This is a genomic window from Methylocystis suflitae, from assembly GCF_024448135.1.
GTDB lineage: Bacteria > Pseudomonadota > Alphaproteobacteria > Rhizobiales > Beijerinckiaceae > Methylocystis > Methylocystis suflitae.
On sequence record NZ_JAMRYX010000030.1, the window covers coordinates 21,432 to 37,735 of the forward strand.

The 16,304-nt window shown below is 62.7% G+C and carries 21 protein-coding genes; 13 read left to right on the forward strand and 8 right to left on the reverse strand.

The annotated features are described in order from the left end of the window. Window positions 1-111 precede the first annotated feature (111 nt). Window positions 112-834 (reverse strand): SIMPL domain-containing protein, encoded by a 723-nt coding sequence (locus NEI07_RS02350; protein ID WP_256032437.1) that lies wholly within the window; start codon window positions 832-834, stop codon window positions 112-114. Between the two features lie 132 nt (window positions 835-966). Here NEI07_RS02350 and NEI07_RS02355 point away from each other — a divergent pair, with 132 nt between their 5' ends. The 8 genes from NEI07_RS02355 to thiD all read left to right on the forward strand — a co-directional run bounded on the left by NEI07_RS02355 (window position 967) and on the right by thiD (window position 8,013). Beyond that, window positions 967-1,650, forward strand: a complete 684-nt coding sequence (locus NEI07_RS02355) for a glutathione S-transferase family protein (RefSeq protein WP_256032439.1) — start codon at window positions 967-969, stop codon at window positions 1,648-1,650. 124 nt (window positions 1,651-1,774) lie between these two features. Beyond that, window positions 1,775-2,980 carry a sensor histidine kinase gene (locus tag NEI07_RS02360; RefSeq protein ID WP_256032440.1) on the forward strand — a complete coding sequence of 402 codons (1,206 nt, stop codon included), beginning with the start codon at window positions 1,775-1,777 and terminating at the stop codon, window positions 2,978-2,980. Between the two features lie 28 nt (window positions 2,981-3,008). Beyond that, window positions 3,009-4,163, forward strand: a complete 1,155-nt coding sequence (queG, locus tag NEI07_RS02365; protein WP_256032441.1) for a tRNA epoxyqueuosine(34) reductase QueG — start codon at window positions 3,009-3,011, stop codon at window positions 4,161-4,163. A gap of 131 nt (window positions 4,164-4,294) precedes the next feature. Further along, window positions 4,295-5,524, forward strand: a complete 1,230-nt coding sequence (locus NEI07_RS02370) for a hypothetical protein (protein ID WP_256032442.1) — start codon at window positions 4,295-4,297, stop codon at window positions 5,522-5,524. Between the two features lie 2 nt (window positions 5,525-5,526). After that, a complete protein-coding gene (locus NEI07_RS02375; protein WP_256032443.1) occupies window positions 5,527-6,531 on the forward strand; it encodes a WD40 repeat domain-containing protein in 1,005 nt (334 codons plus the stop codon). A gap of 35 nt (window positions 6,532-6,566) precedes the next feature. Next, window positions 6,567-6,863, forward strand: a complete 297-nt coding sequence (locus NEI07_RS02380; protein ID WP_256032444.1) for a nucleotidyltransferase family protein — start codon at window positions 6,567-6,569, stop codon at window positions 6,861-6,863. Beyond that, window positions 6,820-7,206, forward strand: coding sequence for a HepT-like ribonuclease domain-containing protein (locus NEI07_RS02385; RefSeq protein ID WP_256032445.1), 387 nt, complete (start codon window positions 6,820-6,822; stop codon window positions 7,204-7,206). Before NEI07_RS02380 ends, NEI07_RS02385 begins: the two co-directional genes overlap by 44 nt. 3 nt (window positions 7,207-7,209) lie before the next feature. Then, window positions 7,210-8,013 (forward strand): bifunctional hydroxymethylpyrimidine kinase/phosphomethylpyrimidine kinase, encoded by an 804-nt coding sequence (gene thiD / locus NEI07_RS02390; protein WP_256032446.1) that lies wholly within the window; start codon window positions 7,210-7,212, stop codon window positions 8,011-8,013. 69 nt (window positions 8,014-8,082) lie between these two features. On the opposite strand, the gene NEI07_RS02395 is transcribed toward thiD, so the two are convergent. The 3 genes from NEI07_RS02395 to NEI07_RS02405 all read right to left on the reverse strand — a co-directional run bounded on the left by NEI07_RS02395 (window position 8,083) and on the right by NEI07_RS02405 (window position 10,328). Then, window positions 8,083-8,571 carry a DUF4411 family protein gene (locus NEI07_RS02395; protein WP_328516951.1) on the reverse strand — a complete coding sequence of 163 codons (489 nt, stop codon included), beginning with the start codon at window positions 8,569-8,571 and terminating at the stop codon, window positions 8,083-8,085. Between the two features lie 18 nt (window positions 8,572-8,589). Next, window positions 8,590-9,813, reverse strand: a complete 1,224-nt coding sequence (locus NEI07_RS02400) for an XRE family transcriptional regulator (protein ID WP_256032448.1) — start codon at window positions 9,811-9,813, stop codon at window positions 8,590-8,592. A 65-nt stretch (window positions 9,814-9,878) separates the two neighbouring features. Next, entirely contained in the window at window positions 9,879-10,328 is a 450-nt protein-coding gene (locus tag NEI07_RS02405) for a GatB/YqeY domain-containing protein (RefSeq protein ID WP_256032449.1), read from the reverse strand. 185 nt (window positions 10,329-10,513) lie between these two features. On the opposite strand from NEI07_RS02405, the gene carA reads away from it, so the two are divergent. Beyond that, window positions 10,514-11,704 (forward strand): glutamine-hydrolyzing carbamoyl-phosphate synthase small subunit, encoded by a 1,191-nt coding sequence (gene carA, locus NEI07_RS02410; protein ID WP_256032451.1) that lies wholly within the window; start codon window positions 10,514-10,516, stop codon window positions 11,702-11,704. On the opposite strand, the gene NEI07_RS02415 is transcribed toward carA, so the two are convergent. After that, window positions 11,701-12,342, reverse strand: a complete 642-nt coding sequence (locus NEI07_RS02415) for a hypothetical protein (protein WP_256032453.1) — start codon at window positions 12,340-12,342, stop codon at window positions 11,701-11,703. The genes carA and NEI07_RS02415 overlap by 4 nt on opposite strands. A gap of 85 nt (window positions 12,343-12,427) precedes the next feature. Between NEI07_RS02415 and NEI07_RS02420 the strand changes: the two genes are divergently transcribed. From NEI07_RS02420 to NEI07_RS02430, 3 genes are read left to right on the forward strand one after another with little or no spacing between them, the layout of a single operon-like run. Continuing rightward, on the forward strand, window positions 12,428-12,997 hold the full coding sequence (locus NEI07_RS02420; RefSeq protein WP_256032455.1) for a DUF2975 domain-containing protein: 570 nt from the start codon (window positions 12,428-12,430) through the stop codon (window positions 12,995-12,997). Beyond that, entirely contained in the window at window positions 12,997-13,215 is a 219-nt protein-coding gene (locus NEI07_RS02425) for a helix-turn-helix domain-containing protein (RefSeq protein ID WP_256032456.1), read from the forward strand. The genes NEI07_RS02420 and NEI07_RS02425 overlap by 1 nt, the downstream gene beginning before the upstream one ends. 15 nt (window positions 13,216-13,230) lie before the next feature. Further along, window positions 13,231-14,148 (forward strand): M1 aminopeptidase family protein, encoded by a 918-nt coding sequence (locus tag NEI07_RS02430; RefSeq protein WP_256032457.1) that lies wholly within the window; start codon window positions 13,231-13,233, stop codon window positions 14,146-14,148. On the opposite strand, the gene NEI07_RS02435 is transcribed toward NEI07_RS02430, so the two are convergent. Genes NEI07_RS02435 through NEI07_RS02445 form a run of 3 tightly spaced genes read right to left on the reverse strand, consistent with a single transcriptional unit; the run spans window position 14,099 to window position 15,481 of the window. After that, window positions 14,099-14,419 carry a type II toxin-antitoxin system PemK/MazF family toxin gene (locus NEI07_RS02435; protein WP_256032458.1) on the reverse strand — a complete coding sequence of 107 codons (321 nt, stop codon included), beginning with the start codon at window positions 14,417-14,419 and terminating at the stop codon, window positions 14,099-14,101. The genes NEI07_RS02430 and NEI07_RS02435 overlap by 50 nt on opposite strands. Continuing rightward, window positions 14,413-14,667, reverse strand: coding sequence for an AbrB/MazE/SpoVT family DNA-binding domain-containing protein (locus NEI07_RS02440; protein WP_210330677.1), 255 nt, complete (start codon window positions 14,665-14,667; stop codon window positions 14,413-14,415). The genes NEI07_RS02435 and NEI07_RS02440 overlap by 7 nt, the downstream gene beginning before the upstream one ends. A gap of 58 nt (window positions 14,668-14,725) precedes the next feature. Further along, window positions 14,726-15,481: a GyrI-like domain-containing protein gene (locus tag NEI07_RS02445; protein ID WP_256032459.1), complete on the reverse strand. Its 756-nt coding sequence runs from the start codon at window positions 15,479-15,481 to the stop codon at window positions 14,726-14,728. 140 nt (window positions 15,482-15,621) lie between these two features. Between NEI07_RS02445 and dapF the strand changes: the two genes are divergently transcribed. Then, window positions 15,622-16,304, forward strand: a 683-nt coding sequence (dapF, locus tag NEI07_RS02450; RefSeq protein ID WP_256032460.1) for a diaminopimelate epimerase, incomplete at its 3' end; no start/stop codon positions are given.

A 16,304-nucleotide genomic window follows, 5' to 3' on the forward strand; every position in this document is an offset into this window, starting at 1 on the left:
CCACCAGTCGCGGACGCGAGCTTAGCGCGAAATTGTGCAGCGCGATACGGCTTCAGGCGAGCAAATTGCGGGCGCCAGCGCGGGGTTTCGCCGTTTCAGCAGGCAGAGGAACTAGCGCGAGAGTCCCCAGACCATGTTCACGCGCGCCGAGAGACGCTCCAGGCCCGGACGCAAAGGAATCTCGGCGGCTCCGGGAGCCCTGGCGGCCTTCGCCGCATAGGCGCGCGGGCGCGCGTCGATCTCCTCGAGCGGACGAATTTCGATCACGCGGGACAGCCGCAATCCGGCCGCCTCCGCATAGATCTTCGCCTGCCGCTCCGCATCCTTGACCGCTTCGCGCCGCAATGCGTCAAGCCGTTGCTTGGGATGCGCGATTTCGAAATCGATGCCTTCGAAGCTGTTAACGCCCTTGTCAATGAGACTGCCGGCGATTTCGCCGGCCTTTTCGATCTGCGTCACGCGCACGGTCAGATCGTTTCGTGCGCGAAAAAACTTTTGTGATGGCTTGGGTTTGCCCGTCTTGGGGTCTCGCTCTTCGACGGCGACGGGCGCGAGCGTTACGCCTTGCGTCTGCATTTCAGCGTCGGGAACGCCTGATTTTTTGAGCTCGGCAAGAACAGCTTCGACCGCGCGCGCATTTTCCGCCGCGGCGTCGGCGGCCAGCGGCCGCTCGGTGACGACGCCGAACCGCAAGATCGCCAAATCGGGGGCGACGTCCTCGTAAGCCTCGCCAATGACTGAGAGATTTGGAACGCCGTCCTTCAGCGTATCGGCGTTTCCGGCGGCCGTGAACAGCATCAGCCCGAGCAAAAGTACGAAGAGCAAACGAATCATGGCATATCCTAGCAAAAGCTGCGCGCTAAAAAGCTCATCAAAGCCGTAAAACCGCCGGCTAGCGGCGCTAACCCGAACCAGCATACAGAAGCGGCGCCCGACCGTTGCTTCGCGTCCGCTCGAAAAGGCATCATGCCCACGCTTTATCATCACCCGCTCTGCCCCCATTCGCGATTTGTCCGGCTCGTCCTCTCCGAATATGGAATAGACGCAACGCTCATCGAGGAGCGCGTGTGCGACCGCCGCCCAGAATTTCTCGCGCTTGATCCCGCCGGCCGCACGCCGGTCTTTGTTGACGATAACGGCCTTGTCGCGCCCGGCGCCAATCTCATCGCCGAATATATCGACGAGACCTATGGCGCCGAACGCGGCGCACAACGGCTCCTGCCGCAGGAAATGGCGGCGCGCATTGAAACGCGTCGACTTGTCGACTGGTTCAACATCAAATTTTTCGACGAGGTCACGAACTGGCTGATCACGGAGAAGGTCTACAAGCGCTTCGCGCCTCCGGGCGGCGCGCCAGATATGGACGTGGTGCGTGTGGCGCGGGCCAACATCCGCCACCATATGCGCTACATTGGCTATCTCACCAATGCGCGCAACTGGCTCGCGGGCGATCGTTTGACTTATGCCGACTTCGCGGCGGCCGCGCATATCTCCTGCGCCGATTATCTTGGCGACGCGCCGTGGGACGAGGATGAGGCGGCGAAGCACTGGTATCAACGCATCAAGTCACGCCCCGCGTTTCGTCCGCTGCTGTCTTATCGGGCCCCGGGACTTACGCCGGGCCGATATTATGCGGAACTGGATTTCTAACGTCGCCGAGCGGTCGGCGGCGCCAGATGCAAGACTCAAGCGCCGCTGTAACAACCCGCACTGCGGCCGCGCTTGACACCTATCGGATGGGATGAGGGAAGTAGCCGCAATACGGGACCATCGTATGAGCGCACCCAACCAGCGCGAGAGTGAAAAAGTTGGTGCGAGGGCCGCCAGCGCCGGCGATGCATCGCGCGGACTGCAGCAGCGCATTCGGCAGCAGGAGATATTGGCGGAGCTCGGTGTTACCGCTCTGCAAGGCGCTTCGTTCGATCAGCTGCTGAGCGACACCGTGCGGCTGACGGCGCAAGGGCTGGATGCGGAATTCTGCAAGGTGCTGGAGTTGCTTCCGTCCGAGAACCAGTTTCTGGTGCGCGCCGGCGTCGGCTGGAGTCGCGGCGTGGTGGGCGTCGCGAAAGTCGGCGCGGATCTCGACTCCCCTGCTGGGTACGCATTACGCAACGGCCAACCGGTCATCTCTAACCATCTCGAAAAGGAGACGCGGTTCAGGACTCCCGAATTGCTACGTCAGCACGGCGTTCGCCGGGCAATGAACGTGATCCTGCAGGGTGACGGAAAACCCTATGGCATCCTCGAAGTCGACAGCCGCTCGCCGACCGAGTTCGTTGACCAGGACATTGCTTTTCTACAGGGCGCCGCGAACCTTCTTGGCATGGCGATCGAACGCGAGCGGGAAGAGCGCAAGCTGAGAGCGGCGCTCGCGCGCAACGAAGCGCTGCTCAAAGAAATGAATCATCGCGTGAAGAACAGCCTTACGATCGTCGGCAGCATGCTCCGCTTGCAAGCCAACGACGCAGGCGATGAGCAGGTGTCCGAACTTCTCAACGAAGCCTCTCACCGCGTCGATGCGATCGCAAAGGCGCATGATCAGCTGTCTCGCGGTTCGGACGTCGATTGCATGGATGTTGGCAAATACATCGAAGCGCTGTGTCATGATTTGGATGAAAGCGTCGCGCAATGCGACGTGCGCACCGAGATCGATGAAGGCATCGTCATCGCAACCGACCGAGCGGTTTCGACCGCGCTGATCGTCAACGAGTTTATCGCCAATGCGGCGAAATACGCCTACGAAAGCCAGTCGGGAATAATTTCGGTGAAGGTCGCGCGCCAGGGCGCTGAGAATTTCATCGTTTCCGTGCGCGACGAAGGCGCTGGAATGCCCGATGACGTCGCGCCGCTCGATCGCAAGGGGCTCGGCATGCGGATCATTGCGTCATTTACGCGTCAACTCAGTGCGACGCTCGAAATGAAAAAGCACGATCCAGGGACCGAGTTCATCGTCTCGATCCCTCTACGAGCGCCCTGCTGACATGCAGGCGCTTGTCCCGAATGCATCGATGGCTTCGCCGACAGGCTATGATGTTCGACGGTCTGCGGCTGCGGCGCTGGAGGAGGAAATTCGCGCCCGTGCTTTCGCGCTTGGCTTTGACGTCTGCCGCTTCACGCGCGCGGATGTTGCGCCAGAGCAAGGCGATCGGCTGCGCGCATGGCTGCGGGAGGGCGCGCACGGCGACATGGACTGGATGCGCGAGACTGCCGAGCGGCGGGCCGCGCCGCGCGCGCTCTGGCCCGAGGCGGCAAGTCTCGTCATGCTCGGCATGAACTACGGGCCAGACGGCGATCCGCTCGCGCCGCTGACGAAACCGGACTGCGCGACGATCTCCGTCTATGCGCGCAACCGCGACTATCATGACGTCATCAAGGGCCGGCTGAAACAGCTCGCCGGATTCATCCTCGGCCGGGCCGGCGCCGGCGACGCCAAGGTCTTCGTCGACACCGCGCCCGTCATGGAAAAGCCGCTCGCGCAGGCGGCCGGCGTTGGCTGGCAAGGCAAACACACGAATCTCGTGTCACGCGATTTCGGCTCGTGGCTTTTTCTGGGCGCCATCTTCACGACTCTTCGCCTCGAACCCGACCCGCTCGAGCGCGATCATTGCGGCTCGTGCCGCAAATGTCTCGACGTTTGCCCGACGGCGGCCTTCCCAGCGCCTTACCGACTCGATGCGCGGCGCTGCATTTCCTATCTGACGATCGAGCACAAGGGCCCTATTCCCCTCGAATTTCGAGCCAAGATCGGCAATCGCATCTATGGCTGTGACGACTGTCTCGCGGTCTGCCCCTGGAACAAATACGCGAGCGCCGGACGCGAGGCGAAACTCGCCGCGCGTCCCGAATTCGGCTCCCCGTCGCTTGCGGAATTGGCGCGCCTCGACGACGCGGCGTTCCGCGCGCTTTTTTCGGGTTCCCCCATCAAACGCGTCGGACGGGACCGCTTCTTGCGCAATGTTCTGATCGCCATCGGCAATTCGTCCCGGCCCGAGCTTGCCGCCGAGGCCGAGCGACTGACCGAAGACGCCGCCGCCATTGTTCGCGGCGCCGCCGTCTGGGCGCTCGGCAGACTGGCGCCGACGCGAACAGCGGAGCTGCGCCCCCATCGACTGGCGGCCGAATCCGATGCGGCGGTCCGCCAAGAATGGCGCCAAACGGCCTGAAACAGGCAAAAGCGCCACAGTCGCCTAAAAATCGGGGTCTTTCCCAGATTTACTGCATTGCGGCAGGCTACTCGCCGGCGATTTCGTTCTAATCTCTATCACGGATCCCCCTACTCAAGCGCACCTTCGCCATGTCTGTCCTTTCGCGCCGCAATGCCGACGAACCCGCAGAGGAGGCTTCTCGCCTTCTGCTGCGGATCGGCGTGTTTTTGCTGTTCGTGATCTCGCTCATCGCGCCGATTCTGGTGCGGCAGACGGTTTATGTGCTGCTGCCGATCGGGGCGGCGCTGCTGCTCGCCGCCGCGACTCTGACGCCGGAGGAAGGATCGGGGCGCTCCATGCGCTCGATCCTGCGCTCGCCGCCATTTCTCGCCGCGCTGTTGCTCGCCGCCTGGACGGCGCTTTCGCTGCTCTGGACGCCGTTCGAGGGACCGGCGGAACGCTTCGCCAAAATCACGGCGACGCTCGGCCTGGTTGCGCTCGCCACCGGATTTCTGCCGCTGCGCACCAAAACCTCGAATCTCAACCTGTTGCCCATCGGCGTCGCCGCGGCGACGCTCGCGCTTGCCGCCGTCACTTTGCTGATGAAGCCGCAATATACGCTCGACGACATTCTCGACGTCGGACCGCTTGGCCGCGCCGGACTGGGGCTGGCCCTGCTCGTCTGGCCGGCCATGGGCGCCCTCGCCGTCCGCGGCCGGTGGTATTCGGCAGCCGCCCTCGCGGTGGCGACGGCGCTCGCCTGTTATCTTTCCGGCGCCCCGAACGGCATCCCGGCGCTGGCCCTTGGAGCGGCTGTTTTCGCCGCCGCCTTCGGCCGCGCCCCGCTGATGTCCGTCATACTTGCGGCGCTCATGGCGGCGATCGTGCTGCTCGCGCCGCTGACCGCCTACGCAGCGCATCTGATCTGGCCCGAACGTCCGCCCGGCTTCTTCAGACATCTCGCCTTTTGGGGTCAGATGATCGAGGCGGACGGCTGGCGCACATTGATCGGACATGGCTTTGGCGCGGCCACCTGGGGCGTGCTCGGCGGCTATCTGACGCCGGCGACGCCGCGCAGCCTGATCTTCAAAATCTGGTTCGATCTCGGCGCGCTCGGCGCGGCCGCGGCGGCGCTCGTCGCCGCCCGCACAAGCCTGTTCGTCGGCCAATCGCGTCCGGCGCTTGCGCCCTTTCTTCTGGGCGGCCTCGGCGCGGGATTCGCCATTTGCCTGTTCGGTCCAGCGGCCGAGCAGCTGTGGTGGCTGACCCTCGCGGGACTCGACGCCATCGCCTTTGCGCTCGTGATGCGCGGCCAATTCCGGAAACGTCGCCCGCGCCTGCCGATCGGCTGGAGCGCGCCTGCCGAGGACCAAGCATAGCCGTGACGCTGTCTTCCACGCTCGTCGACAAAGTCGAAACGATCGGGCTTCGTGAGCCTGTCGCAGCCGCAGCGTTCCTCGGCGGCGCGCCGGTCTTCGCGCTCGCCGACGGGACGCTGCATTTTGGCGATGGCGCCGCCGGACCCCGCATTGCGGCCCATGAGGACGCGGCCATACTCGTCGCCGCGCAGGACGGCGACCGGCTCGTCACCGGCGGAGACGACGGGCGCGTCGTGGCGACCGACGCGAAAGGCGGCGTCGAAATCATCGGCGACGAAAAGGGCAAATGGATCGACGCCGTCGCGGCGCATGGCGGGGCGGTGGCGTGGACAGCAGGAAAGGTGGCGCGCGCCCGCTCGGCCAAGGGCGACGCGAAGTCGCTGGATCTGCCGTCGACCTCGCGCGGGCTCGCCTTCTTTCCCAAGGGCTACCGGCTGGCGATCGCGCATTACGGCGGCGCGACCTTATGGTTCCCGAACGCCGGCAAGCCCGAAGCGCTCGACTGGGCCGGCTCGCACCTTGACGCTACGATCTCTCCCGACGGGCGCTTTCTCGTCACCTCGATGCAGGAGAATACGCTGCACGGCTGGCGCCTCGCCGACGGCAAGCACATGCGCATGGCCGGATATCCCGGAAAAACGCGCTGCTTCTCCTGGTCGCATGACGGGAAATGGCTGGCCACTTCTGGCGCCGACGCCTGCATCGTCTGGCCCTTTTCGGGCAAGGATGGGCCGATGGGCCAGGCGCCGCGCGAATGCGGCGTGCATTCGGCGATCGTGACGCGCGTCGCCTTCCATCCCGCCGCTCTGGTCTTGGCGATCGGCTACGACGACGGCCGGATCATGCTGGCGCGGCTTTCGGACGGATCTGAGATTCTGGTGCGCCGTCCGGCGCAGGATGATGACCGCGCGCGCATCAGCGCGCTCGCCTGGGACGAGAAGGGCGCACGTCTCGCCTTTGGCGCGGAAAACGGCGACGCCGGCGTGCTGAGCCTGCCGAAGGGGTGACTGCGCGCAGGACGCGCCTATGCTATGCTGCGTTCATGAACGCGAAAGAGATCGTCGCCGTTCTCCGCGAGAACGAGGCCGCTTTACGGGCGCGCGGCGTCGCACATGCGGCGCTGTTTGGCTCCCACGCGCGCGGAGATGCGCGGCCTGACAGCGACATCGACATTATGATTGAGATCGAGCCGGGAGCTGTGCGAGACATTTATTCGTACGTCGGGCTTAAAGATTTCATCGCGGAACTCTTCACCGGTCCAGTCGATGTCGTTAATCGCGAGTTCTTGAAGCCATATGTCCGCCCCGCAGCGGAAACTGATTCCATTCATGCCTTCTAGGGCATTTGATTCCCGTAGGCGGCTTGTCGACATTCGCGACAACATTCGTCTCGCTAGCGGTTTCGTTGAAGGTCTCACCTACGATGCCTTTCGCGACAATCTGCTTGTGTTTTGTGGGGTAACACGATGTCTTGAGATTCTTTCGGAAGCGTCGAGACGCCTGCCTGCAGAACTGAAAGAACGCCATTCCCATATTCAGTGGTCCGCGATCGCAGGCGCGGGCAATGTTTATCGTCATGACTACGAGGCGGTTGAGCGACTGCTCATCTGGGGAACCATTCACGAACGCCTTCCGGAGTTACTTGCAGTCGTTGAGCAGGAACTCTCGGGTTCAAGCGAATAGGACATGCTTCGAATCCCCCGCCTCCTCACCATCGCCGGCTCCGACCCTTCCGGCGGCGCCGGCGTTCAGGCTGATCTGAAGACGTTCTCGGCTTTCGGCTGTTACGGCATGGCGGCGATCACGGCGCTGACCGCTCAGAACACGCAGGGCGTGACCGCCGCCTACCCCGTCGCGCCAGAGATTGTCGCCGCGCAGATCGAAGCAGTGCTGGCGGACATCCGCCCCGACGCGATCAAGATTGGCATGCTGGCGACGCCGGATATCGCTCTGGCCGTCGCCGCAGCGCTGGCGCGCCACGGCGCGCGCAACGTCGTGCTCGATCCGGTGCTGGTTCCGACTCAGGGCGTCAGCCTCGCCTCGGCCGGCCTGGAGGCTGCGCTAGTCTCGAGCCTCCCGCCCTTGGCGCGGCTCGTGACGCCCAACCTCCATGAGGCGAGCGTGCTGACGCAAACGCCCCTCGCCACCCGCGCCGAGGAGATGGCGGCGCAGGGGCGGCTCCTCTGCGCAGCCGGCGCCCACGCGGTGCTGGTCAAGGGCGGCGATCTCGGGGGCGAACCTGTCGACGTTCTTTTCGAAAGGGGAGAGATGCGCATCTTCCGCGGAAGACGCGTCCCGACGCGCAACACGCATGGCGCAGGCTGCGCGCTGTCCTCGGCCATCGCTTGCGAACTCGCCAAGGGCGCGCCGCTCATCGACGCCATTGCAACAGCGAAAGCCTGGCTGGAGGGGGCGCTGGAGGCGGCGGACCGGCTGCAATTGAGCGAGGGCCGCGGCCCGCCGCATCATTTCTATGCGCTGTGGCGGTAGTTCGGTGCTCCCAGGTGCTTTCTCGCGTCAACACACAATAACAGCACAGCCTATCCGCCACGCTCAATACTATGGGCGCCAAGACGTTGAAAAATTGAGTGCTCTGATGAGATGAAAGCTATCAACTGACGTGACGCCCAAGGTCTTGCACACGTCCGGAATATGTCGATTTGCCCTCTGCTTTGAGGGTTTGGAAACCTCGGTTGTGACAACGCACCGCTCTGCAGGGTCAACTAATGCGTACGCGATCAAAAACGGATCACGTCCAATCATTTCAATTTCGTCGTCCGAGAGATCAGGAGCATACCCTTTGTTAATTACCTGCTGGACGAAAGTTATGTTTACATCCTCTGCGAGCTCCAACGAACGGCGATTTTCTTTCTGAGAAAGCCATTCAGACAGATCGTCTGTCCCTGAGATTATTTCTTCCAGCACTTCGATGGGTAGCTTAATGTGTCCAGCTTCTCCCATGTGCAACAGCCAATCCCAAAATTCTGGAACACGGGCAAATTCATAATAAAGATTATTGGCAGTAATTAGCACGTTTGCGTCCAGCAAATATAGCAATCTATGTCCTTACGCCGCTGTGCGAGGAGAACGATTTGTTACGTCCCCGAAAAGGCCAAATACATTGGAGGGCTTCACCCCGAGTATCTTTGCTGCCTTAGAGGGGGCCAAACTTCCCGCCTCGACCATTCGACGAGTAAGACTCAATAGACGGGCACCGATCCTATGACGCCGAACCACATAGTAGTTAGGGCCCCCTTCACTGTCTCGGTCTCGTTCCGCTTGACGCTTCTGAATCCATTGTTGACGAAAAAACGAGTGCAAGCGTGTCCAAATATCCCTGGTGATCGCATTCTGCTGAAGGAGTTTGTACGCAACCATTGAGGAACTGACGCCTCGTTCGGAAGCAATCTGGTTCACATGCAAGACTAGCTCTTCGAATTGCACGCTGCGCAGGGCTTGTACCTCGCCCCGCACGTCAAGTGCCGGCAGCAAAAAGCGTCCGGCCACATCATTACAAAACTGCTCAATAGCGGAATCAGCCTTCTCTCCGCTAACGCCGGTCTGACCGAGCCAAATATGAGCAAGCTCGTGAAGCAGCGTAAAAGACCAAGCAGTCCGAGCGTCCTGATCGTTGATGACGATAAATGGAGCGATCGGGTCCGCGAGGGCGAATCCTCTAAATATTTCAACGTCTAGGTTGGTGTGATGACTGCCCAGATTTCCTATTAAAAGAACAAATATTCCTGCTCGCTCGGCGCACTCGCGGAGATATTCAAAGCCCTTTCTTGGAGAGACGTTGTCGCTAGGGTCGCCATTACGAAATTTAAAAAGGTCTAACTTCAGCGTGGTACAGATCGCTTCGAGCACTGCCTCAGCACCATCGCGCATCGCCATAGATCCGACAAAAGGTAACAGGACAGCCTCATCCTCAGCTTCCAGGAGAGCGCGAACCATCTCCTGCCGAGCACTTACGTCCCGAATTAGAGCATCGACGAGTGCATCGTCACGGCGAGAATGCTCAGGAGGAAGGGTCCGGAAATCCTGACCTCGTTCACCTTTCTTTGGAGGCGCGGACAAGTAAAAGGTAATTAACGGTCGACGGTATGCTTTTGCCATCTTCAGCAGAAGCGGCCGGCTAGGCTCCTTTTCCCCGCCTTCGATAGCCGCCAGACGTATCGAACCCGGAATCCCCCGCGCCGCCTTAAGATCGAGCTTAAAGGCGGCATCCTCAATGCCGAGCCCAGCGGTTTCTCGAGCCCAACGTAGAATTTCAGGGTTCACACTCGTCATTTCACCAAAAATATAGCATGCCAGGCAGCCGTTAGGACCGACCCGAAAAGTGAATGCGAAAATAGTTACCTGCTAAGCGCCGCCTTCACCGCGGCGCTGGCCTTGCCGAAGTCCATGCGTCCCGTGTATTTCGCCTTGAGCGCGGCGACCACCTTGCCCATGTCCTTGATCGAGGCCGCGCCGGTCTCGGCGATCGCCGCGTTTACCGCCTCGGCGACCTCGGTCTCCGAGAGCTGCTGCGGCAAATAGGCGGAAATGATCGCGATCTCGCCGCGCTCCTTGCCCGCCAGATCCTCACGCCCGGCTTTTTCATAGATTTCCAGCGACTCCTGCCGGCTTTTGATCATTTTCTGGAGCAGCGCGAGCTCGTCGTCCCCGCTGAGCGTCTTGCCTGCCCCGCGCGCCTCGATGTCCTTGTCCTTCAGCGCCGCGTTGATGAGCCGCAGCGCGTCGACCTTGGCGCGCTCGCCCGCCTTCATCGCCATCTTGAGGTCCGCCGCTATCTTCTCGCGCATGTTGTGTCCTTGGGGTTTCCAATTCCGGGGCGGATGCATTACATCCACAGCCAATTGCGTCATGCCCGCGCTTGTCGCGGGCGTCCACGTGGCGCCGCAGCCGTGGATGGCCGGATCACGTCCGGCCATGACGCGCGGCGAGAGCGCTGTCAAGCCAGCGACGCGCCCGGAGAGCTGAGACCCTTATGACCCTCGAGCAAGATAACGGCTGGAAGAAACCCGTCCACACCGGCGTGCTGGTTCTCGCCAGTGGAGAAGTGATCGAGGGCTATGGGCTCGGCGCGGTCGGCGAAGCGGTGGGCGAAGTCTGCTTCAACACCGCCATGACCGGCTATCAGGAAATCCTCACGGACCCGTCCTACGCCGCGCAGATCGTCACCTTCACCTTCCCCCACATCGGCAATGTCGGGACCAACGACGAAGACGTCGAAACCGTCGACCTCGACAAAAGCGCCGGCGCGGTCGGCGCCATCTTCGGCGCGCCCTGCACCGACCCCTCGAATTTCCGCGCCCAAATGCCGCTCGCCGACTGGCTCGCCTCGCGCGGCATTGTCGGCTTGTGCGGCATCGACACGCGAGCGCTGACGACGCTCATTCGCGAACGCGGCATGCAGAACGCCGTCATCGCCTATGCGCCGGATGGCTGCTTCGACATTGCAGCGATGAAAGCCAGGGCCGCCGCATGGCCGGGGATCGACGGCATGGACCTCGTGCCGAGCGTCGGCTCGAAGGAGCGCTACGACTGGCGCGAGACGATTTGGAGGCTTGGCGGCGGCTATGGCGCGCGCAACGGCGCGCCGAAGTATCGCGTGGTCGCGATCGACTATGGCGTGAAGCGAAACATCCTGCGGCTTCTCGCTGAACAGGATTGCGAAGTGGTGGTCGCGCCGGCAACTGCGACAAGCGGGGAAATTCTGGCGCTCAAACCCGACGGCGTCTTCCTCTCGAACGGCCCCGGCGATCCGGCCGAGACCGGCAAATACGCCGCGCCGGTGATCCGTGAGCTGCTGGCGGCGAAGGTGCCGACCTTCGGCATTTGCCTCGGCCATCAGATGATGGCGCTCGCTGTCGGCGCCAAGACGAAGAAAATGCCGCAAGGGCATCACGGCGCCAATCATCCGGTGAAGGATTTCACCACCGGCAAGGTCGAGATCGTCTCGATGAATCACGGCTTCGCGGTCGATCGCGACAGCCTGCCGGCAAACGCCGTCGAGACGCATCGTTCGCTGTTCGATGGATCAAACTGCGGCATCGCGCTCACCGACCGCCCCGCCTTTTCGGTGCAGCACCATCCCGAGGCGTCGCCCGGCCCGCAGGACAGCCATTATCTTTTCCTCCGCTTCGTCGAGATGATGGAGAAGGCGCGGGCGGCCTAACGGTTTACGACCATCGGCGTCTCGGCGCGGTTAGCGAATTTCTCGCAAGCCGGCACGAGCTGATCGAGCGGCTTTTCCTTCGTCGCCGCCTCGCGCATGTCGAGATTCTTGAGCACCGTGAGATAGGGGCCGGAAGGCTGCGTGCGCAAATAAGTCGTCGTTAGCAGCGGACCTTCCGGAAAGTCGCCGCGCCGGCAGGCGTCGGCGCCAACGCCGAAGGAGCCGTGCGTCTTGCCGGGATCGCGCGCCTTCTCTTCTAGAAATTCCTTCTGCCGGGCGCGGATCGCCGCATAATCGGCCGGGTCGACGCGATAGGCGTGAATGCGCGTTCCGGGCCTCGTCTCGCCGGCAAGCGGCGCGACGTCTTCCGGCGCGGTCGTTTCCTTGAGCGCAAAGATCATTTCATGCTTCGACTTCGCTTCGCCGTCGCGCCACCAGCCGATTTTCAAGGTCACACCGCCCTTCTGCGGCTCGAAAGTTTCGGGCAGGCGCACCGCCGCGCGCAGCACGGCCGGATCGACGGAAGCGGCGTCGAAATTGCGCAGCGCCCAAATGGTTGAGACCGGCACATGGCTGCAGGCGGTAAGCATGGCGGCGGCGAGCGCCAGTCCAGACAGGCGACGAACAATGCGCGACATAGAACGCCTCATGTGTTGCGATATGTTTTTAATGTTTGACATTAAATTTTTCTCGTGTCAACGTAAGCGACACAAGGAGACCGCCATGACCGACTTCCCTGCCCTTTCCTTTGATGACCGTCGCCTCGACTCGCTGCGCCGCCGCATCGGCTGGCTGTGCCAAACGCTGCGCTTCGCGCTCGTCGCCTATTGCCTCTGGATTCTCTTCACGATCGCGACGTTCTGGAGCGACGAGTCGCTGGTCGTTTCGCGATTTGCGTCGCTGAAGGTCGATGTCGAAGGCCTGTCCGCCGATCAGCGGCTTGCGGCCTTCGGCGTCAGCTTCGTGATCTGGGCGCTTCTCGTCGTCGCCTGCTACGCCGGCTGGAGACTGTTCTCGGGCTATCTTGAGGGGCGCATCTTCACGCCCGATGCGGCCGGATGGCTGCGCTGCCTTGCGCTAGCAGGCCTCATCGCGGCGCTCGTCGATATCGCTGCGCGACCGCTAACATCGCTCATCCTCACGGCGCATAAGGCGGCGGGGGCGCATATGGTGTCGATCTATCTGCGACCTGAAGATCTTTCGACCGCCATGCTGCTCGCGACGCTCCTCGCGCTCGCCCATATCCAGAAGACGGCGGCCGACATCGCCGATGAAAACGCGCAGATCGTCTGATGCCGATCATCGTCAATCTCGACGTGATGCTGGCGAAGCGCAAGATGCGCTCGCGCGATCTCGCGCAGCACATCGGCATCGCCGAGCAGAATGTGAGCCTGCTGAAGTCGGGCAAGGTGAAGGGCGTGCGCTTCGACACGCTCGAAAAAATCTGCGACATTCTGCAATGTCAGCCGGGCGACATTCTCGAATATCGGCCGGACGAGAAATCCGCGTGACAGGACGCGACAGGCATGCCGCGTATCATGGCGAAGGCTTGGGGTTTAGGGCTTGCGTTCATTGCAGCGGCCCTGTTGGCGCTGGCGCTGCGGCCTGACCTTCGCCTCGCCGCGCGCGTCGCCTGGAACGATCCTCGCCTACTGCCCGCTTTCGCGGACGATGCGCGCGTTCACTATGAGCCTGAGGCGCTCGCCTGCGCCGAGGCCGTCGCGGAAATCACGCCGCGCGCCATTGCGCAGATCGAGGCCGCGCACGGACGCCCCTTTGCGCAGCCGCCGATCGTCGGCGTTTACGCCTCCTACGAGAATTACGCGAACGCTAACGCCATGGATGATCCCGGGATCGCCGCCGTGACGCGCGGCGGCGCCGCGCTGTTGTCGCCGACGCTCTGCAGCAAGGAGCGCGATCGCCTCGAAGGCGTTCTCGCGCATGAATTGTCGCATGTGCATCTCTCAAGCTGGCGGCCGCTTGGCGCGCCGCGTCCGCCGCAATGGTTCAGCGAAGGGCTCGCGGTGATGGCGTCCAACGGCGGCGGCGCCGAGGGGGTAAGCGAAGCCGAAGCCGCGCAAGCGATCCGCGACGGCTATCGCGTCGTGCTCGACGAGCGTCGATGGATCGATTTCGCAAGGCTGGCCTTCGAACGCGAACCGCCCCGCGATCCATCTAAGGACGCCCTCACCCAGCGCCAGCGGTCGCCTATCGGCAGGCCGGCATGTTCGTCGGCTGGCTGCGCAGGCGCGACGAGACGGCGTTCCTACAGCTTCTTCGCGCGCTCGAAGCGGGCAAGCCTTTTGAAGGCGCGTTCCAATTGGCTTATGGCGAAAGCGCGCCGTCGCTTTGGCGCCGCTTCGTTTCGGCGTTTCGCCGAAACGACGCTGACGGCTAATCTTCAAAGACCTCACGAAGGCCAGCGAGAATCGTCGCGAGCGTAGATTGGGACGCTTTGCCCAAGCGCTTGACGAGCCTCTGCTTGTCGATTGCGCGAATTTGATCAAGCAACACGAGCCCGCGCTTGCCCTTGAACGTCAGCGCGACGCGAAAGCCGGCGGGGCGGCTTCCCGTTGTCAGCGGCGCGACGATCGCCGTACGCAAGTGGTCATGCATTTCCGGCGGCGAAACAATCAGACATGGCCGCGTCTTCTGAATCTCGCTTCCGACCGTCGGATCGAGCGCAGCGAGCCAGATTTCGCCGCGCTTCACCACGTCAGTTTTTCGTCGCCTTCATTACCAAACTCCGGCCATAGAAGCGCATCATCGCCATGCTCGGCGATACGGCGGGCGTCATCGCTCCAACCCTCGCGAACGCGCTTCTTGAGCGGCGTGACGACAAGACGGCCTTTCTCGACGGTCAATTCGACGTCGTCACCGACATCCGCCCCAATTTCGGCAAGGAACGGCTTGGGGATGATCAAACCGGAAGAGTTTCCCATTTTTCGAAGCGCGCTACGCATGGCACATCCATCAATGTTATAACTAAGTTATAACATTGATGGATGGATTCGCAACCGCTCACTTCAAAAACACATAAATATCCACGTCGACGCTCGCGTCGTCGCCCTTAAAGTCGGTAAGATATTCCTCGAGAATGAGATCCTTCGTATCGAGCCCCTTCTCGTCGAGATAGGCGGCGATCGCCTCATAGGTGGCTTCGATCTCGTCATAGGCGCCGCGATGCTGGAATTTGAGCGCCTTACCGGCTGGCGACGCGCCGATGCTGACGCCCTCGGGCAGCTTGGGCTTGCCTTCCGGCGCCGCCGCAAGCGGAACCATCGCCTCGAAGGCGAAGCCGGCGTCGTCGGTCCTGGTGAAAACGGCCACGGGCCGGCCGTTGACGGCAAACCCCGACGTTCCGACGGCGTCGTTGAGCTTGGCGAGCGCCTCGCTGATCGTCTTCGCCGCGTCCTCCCACTTGCCCTGTCCTTTGATGACGGCGGCGGGCCGGGCCTCGACGTTCACGGTCTGGCTCATCATGGCCTGCGCCGCTTCGTCGTGGGCAGGGGGCGGGGCCGCGTCGCCTGGCTTTGCCTCTCCCGGTTTCACATCGTCAGGCTTGGCGTCGCTCGTCTCGCTGGATTTCGCGTCCGGGGCCGCGTTTGGCGGCGCAGGCTTTTGCGGGGTGGCGGATTTGTCCGCCTCCCCAATGCCGGCGACCGGAACCAGCGCGCGTTCGGAGTAGATCGCGGCGCCGGCGATAAGAACTGTGAAGATCGCCAGCGCGCGCCAATAGCGTCGCAGGCTGTCCAGTAAGCCCGGTTCTTCTTCCATCGTCGAGCGTCCCTAAGCGGCCATCATGGCCTTTTCGCGCGCACATGCGACGCGCGTTCGGCGGGAGTCGCAGTGGCGCTTCGGCGCAGCCTTCTCTATATACGAGCGCGTCTCCCGGAGAATAGGCGAAAAGCTGCCCCATGGCGCATCCGCTCGACCATCTTCCAATTCTGCGCATGAATGGCGCGGGAAACGAGATTCTCATTCTCGATTTGCGCGGAAGCGACCATGAGCTTGCCCCGCAGGAAGCGCGCGCCATCGCCAACGCGCCGGGCCTGCGCTTCGATCAGCTGATGGCGCTCCACAGGCCGCGCAGGCCGAGCGACGACGCGTATATGCGCATCTATAATATCGACGGCTCTCTCTCCGCCGCCTGCGGCAACGGCACGCGCTGCGTGGCCTATGCGCTGGCGCGCGAAGGCAAGGACGCGCTGCGTCTGGAGACGGAGGCCGGCGTCATCGAAACGCGCCGCCATGCCGATACGGTTTTCACAGTCGACATGGGGCGTCCGCGGCTGGGCTGGCGCGAGATTCCGCTCGCACGCGCGGTGGAGGATACGCGCGAGGTCTCGCTCGATCCGCCGGTCGCAGGCGCGCCGGCGCGCTTTTGCGCGGTGAGCATGGGCAATCCGCATGCCGTGTTCTTCGTCGACGACGCGATGTTGGTCGACCTCGAGACGCTTGGCCCGCGCATCGAGCGCCATCCGCTCTTTCCCGAACGCGCCAATGTCTCCTTCGCGCAGATGCTTTCGCGCGACGATATTTTGCTGCGCGTCTGGGAGCGCGGAACCGGCGCCACCAAGGCGTGCGGCTCGGCCGCCTG

What these genes read in the sequence shown, in the direction of transcription:
- NEI07_RS02350 (WP_256032437.1), bottom strand. Translation starts at nt 834, where the DNA reads ATGATTCGTTTGCTCTTCGTACTTTTGCTCGGGCTGATGCTGTTCACG.
- NEI07_RS02355 (WP_256032439.1), top strand. Translation starts at nt 967, where the DNA reads ATGCCCACGCTTTATCATCACCCGCTCTGCCCCCATTCGCGATTTGTC.
- NEI07_RS02360 (WP_256032440.1), top strand. Translation starts at nt 1,775, where the DNA reads ATGAGCGCACCCAACCAGCGCGAGAGTGAAAAAGTTGGTGCGAGGGCC.
- queG (WP_256032441.1), top strand. Translation starts at nt 3,009, where the DNA reads ATGGCTTCGCCGACAGGCTATGATGTTCGACGGTCTGCGGCTGCGGCG.
- NEI07_RS02370 (WP_256032442.1), top strand. Translation starts at nt 4,295, where the DNA reads ATGTCTGTCCTTTCGCGCCGCAATGCCGACGAACCCGCAGAGGAGGCT.
- NEI07_RS02380 (WP_256032444.1), top strand. Translation starts at nt 6,567, where the DNA reads ATGAACGCGAAAGAGATCGTCGCCGTTCTCCGCGAGAACGAGGCCGCT.
- NEI07_RS02385 (WP_256032445.1), top strand. Translation starts at nt 6,820, where the DNA reads ATGTCCGCCCCGCAGCGGAAACTGATTCCATTCATGCCTTCTAGGGCA.
- thiD (WP_256032446.1), top strand. Translation starts at nt 7,210, where the DNA reads ATGCTTCGAATCCCCCGCCTCCTCACCATCGCCGGCTCCGACCCTTCC.
- NEI07_RS02400 (WP_256032448.1), bottom strand. Translation starts at nt 9,813, where the DNA reads ATGACGAGTGTGAACCCTGAAATTCTACGTTGGGCTCGAGAAACCGCT.
- NEI07_RS02405 (WP_256032449.1), bottom strand. Translation starts at nt 10,328, where the DNA reads ATGCGCGAGAAGATAGCGGCGGACCTCAAGATGGCGATGAAGGCGGGC.
- carA (WP_256032451.1), top strand. Translation starts at nt 10,514, where the DNA reads ATGACCCTCGAGCAAGATAACGGCTGGAAGAAACCCGTCCACACCGGC.
- NEI07_RS02415 (WP_256032453.1), bottom strand. Translation starts at nt 12,342, where the DNA reads ATGTCGCGCATTGTTCGTCGCCTGTCTGGACTGGCGCTCGCCGCCGCC.
- NEI07_RS02420 (WP_256032455.1), top strand. Translation starts at nt 12,428, where the DNA reads ATGACCGACTTCCCTGCCCTTTCCTTTGATGACCGTCGCCTCGACTCG.
- NEI07_RS02425 (WP_256032456.1), top strand. Translation starts at nt 12,997, where the DNA reads ATGCCGATCATCGTCAATCTCGACGTGATGCTGGCGAAGCGCAAGATG.
- NEI07_RS02430 (WP_256032457.1), top strand. Translation starts at nt 13,231, where the DNA reads ATGCCGCGTATCATGGCGAAGGCTTGGGGTTTAGGGCTTGCGTTCATT.
- NEI07_RS02440 (WP_210330677.1), bottom strand. Translation starts at nt 14,667, where the DNA reads ATGCGTAGCGCGCTTCGAAAAATGGGAAACTCTTCCGGTTTGATCATC.
- NEI07_RS02445 (WP_256032459.1), bottom strand. Translation starts at nt 15,481, where the DNA reads ATGGAAGAAGAACCGGGCTTACTGGACAGCCTGCGACGCTATTGGCGC.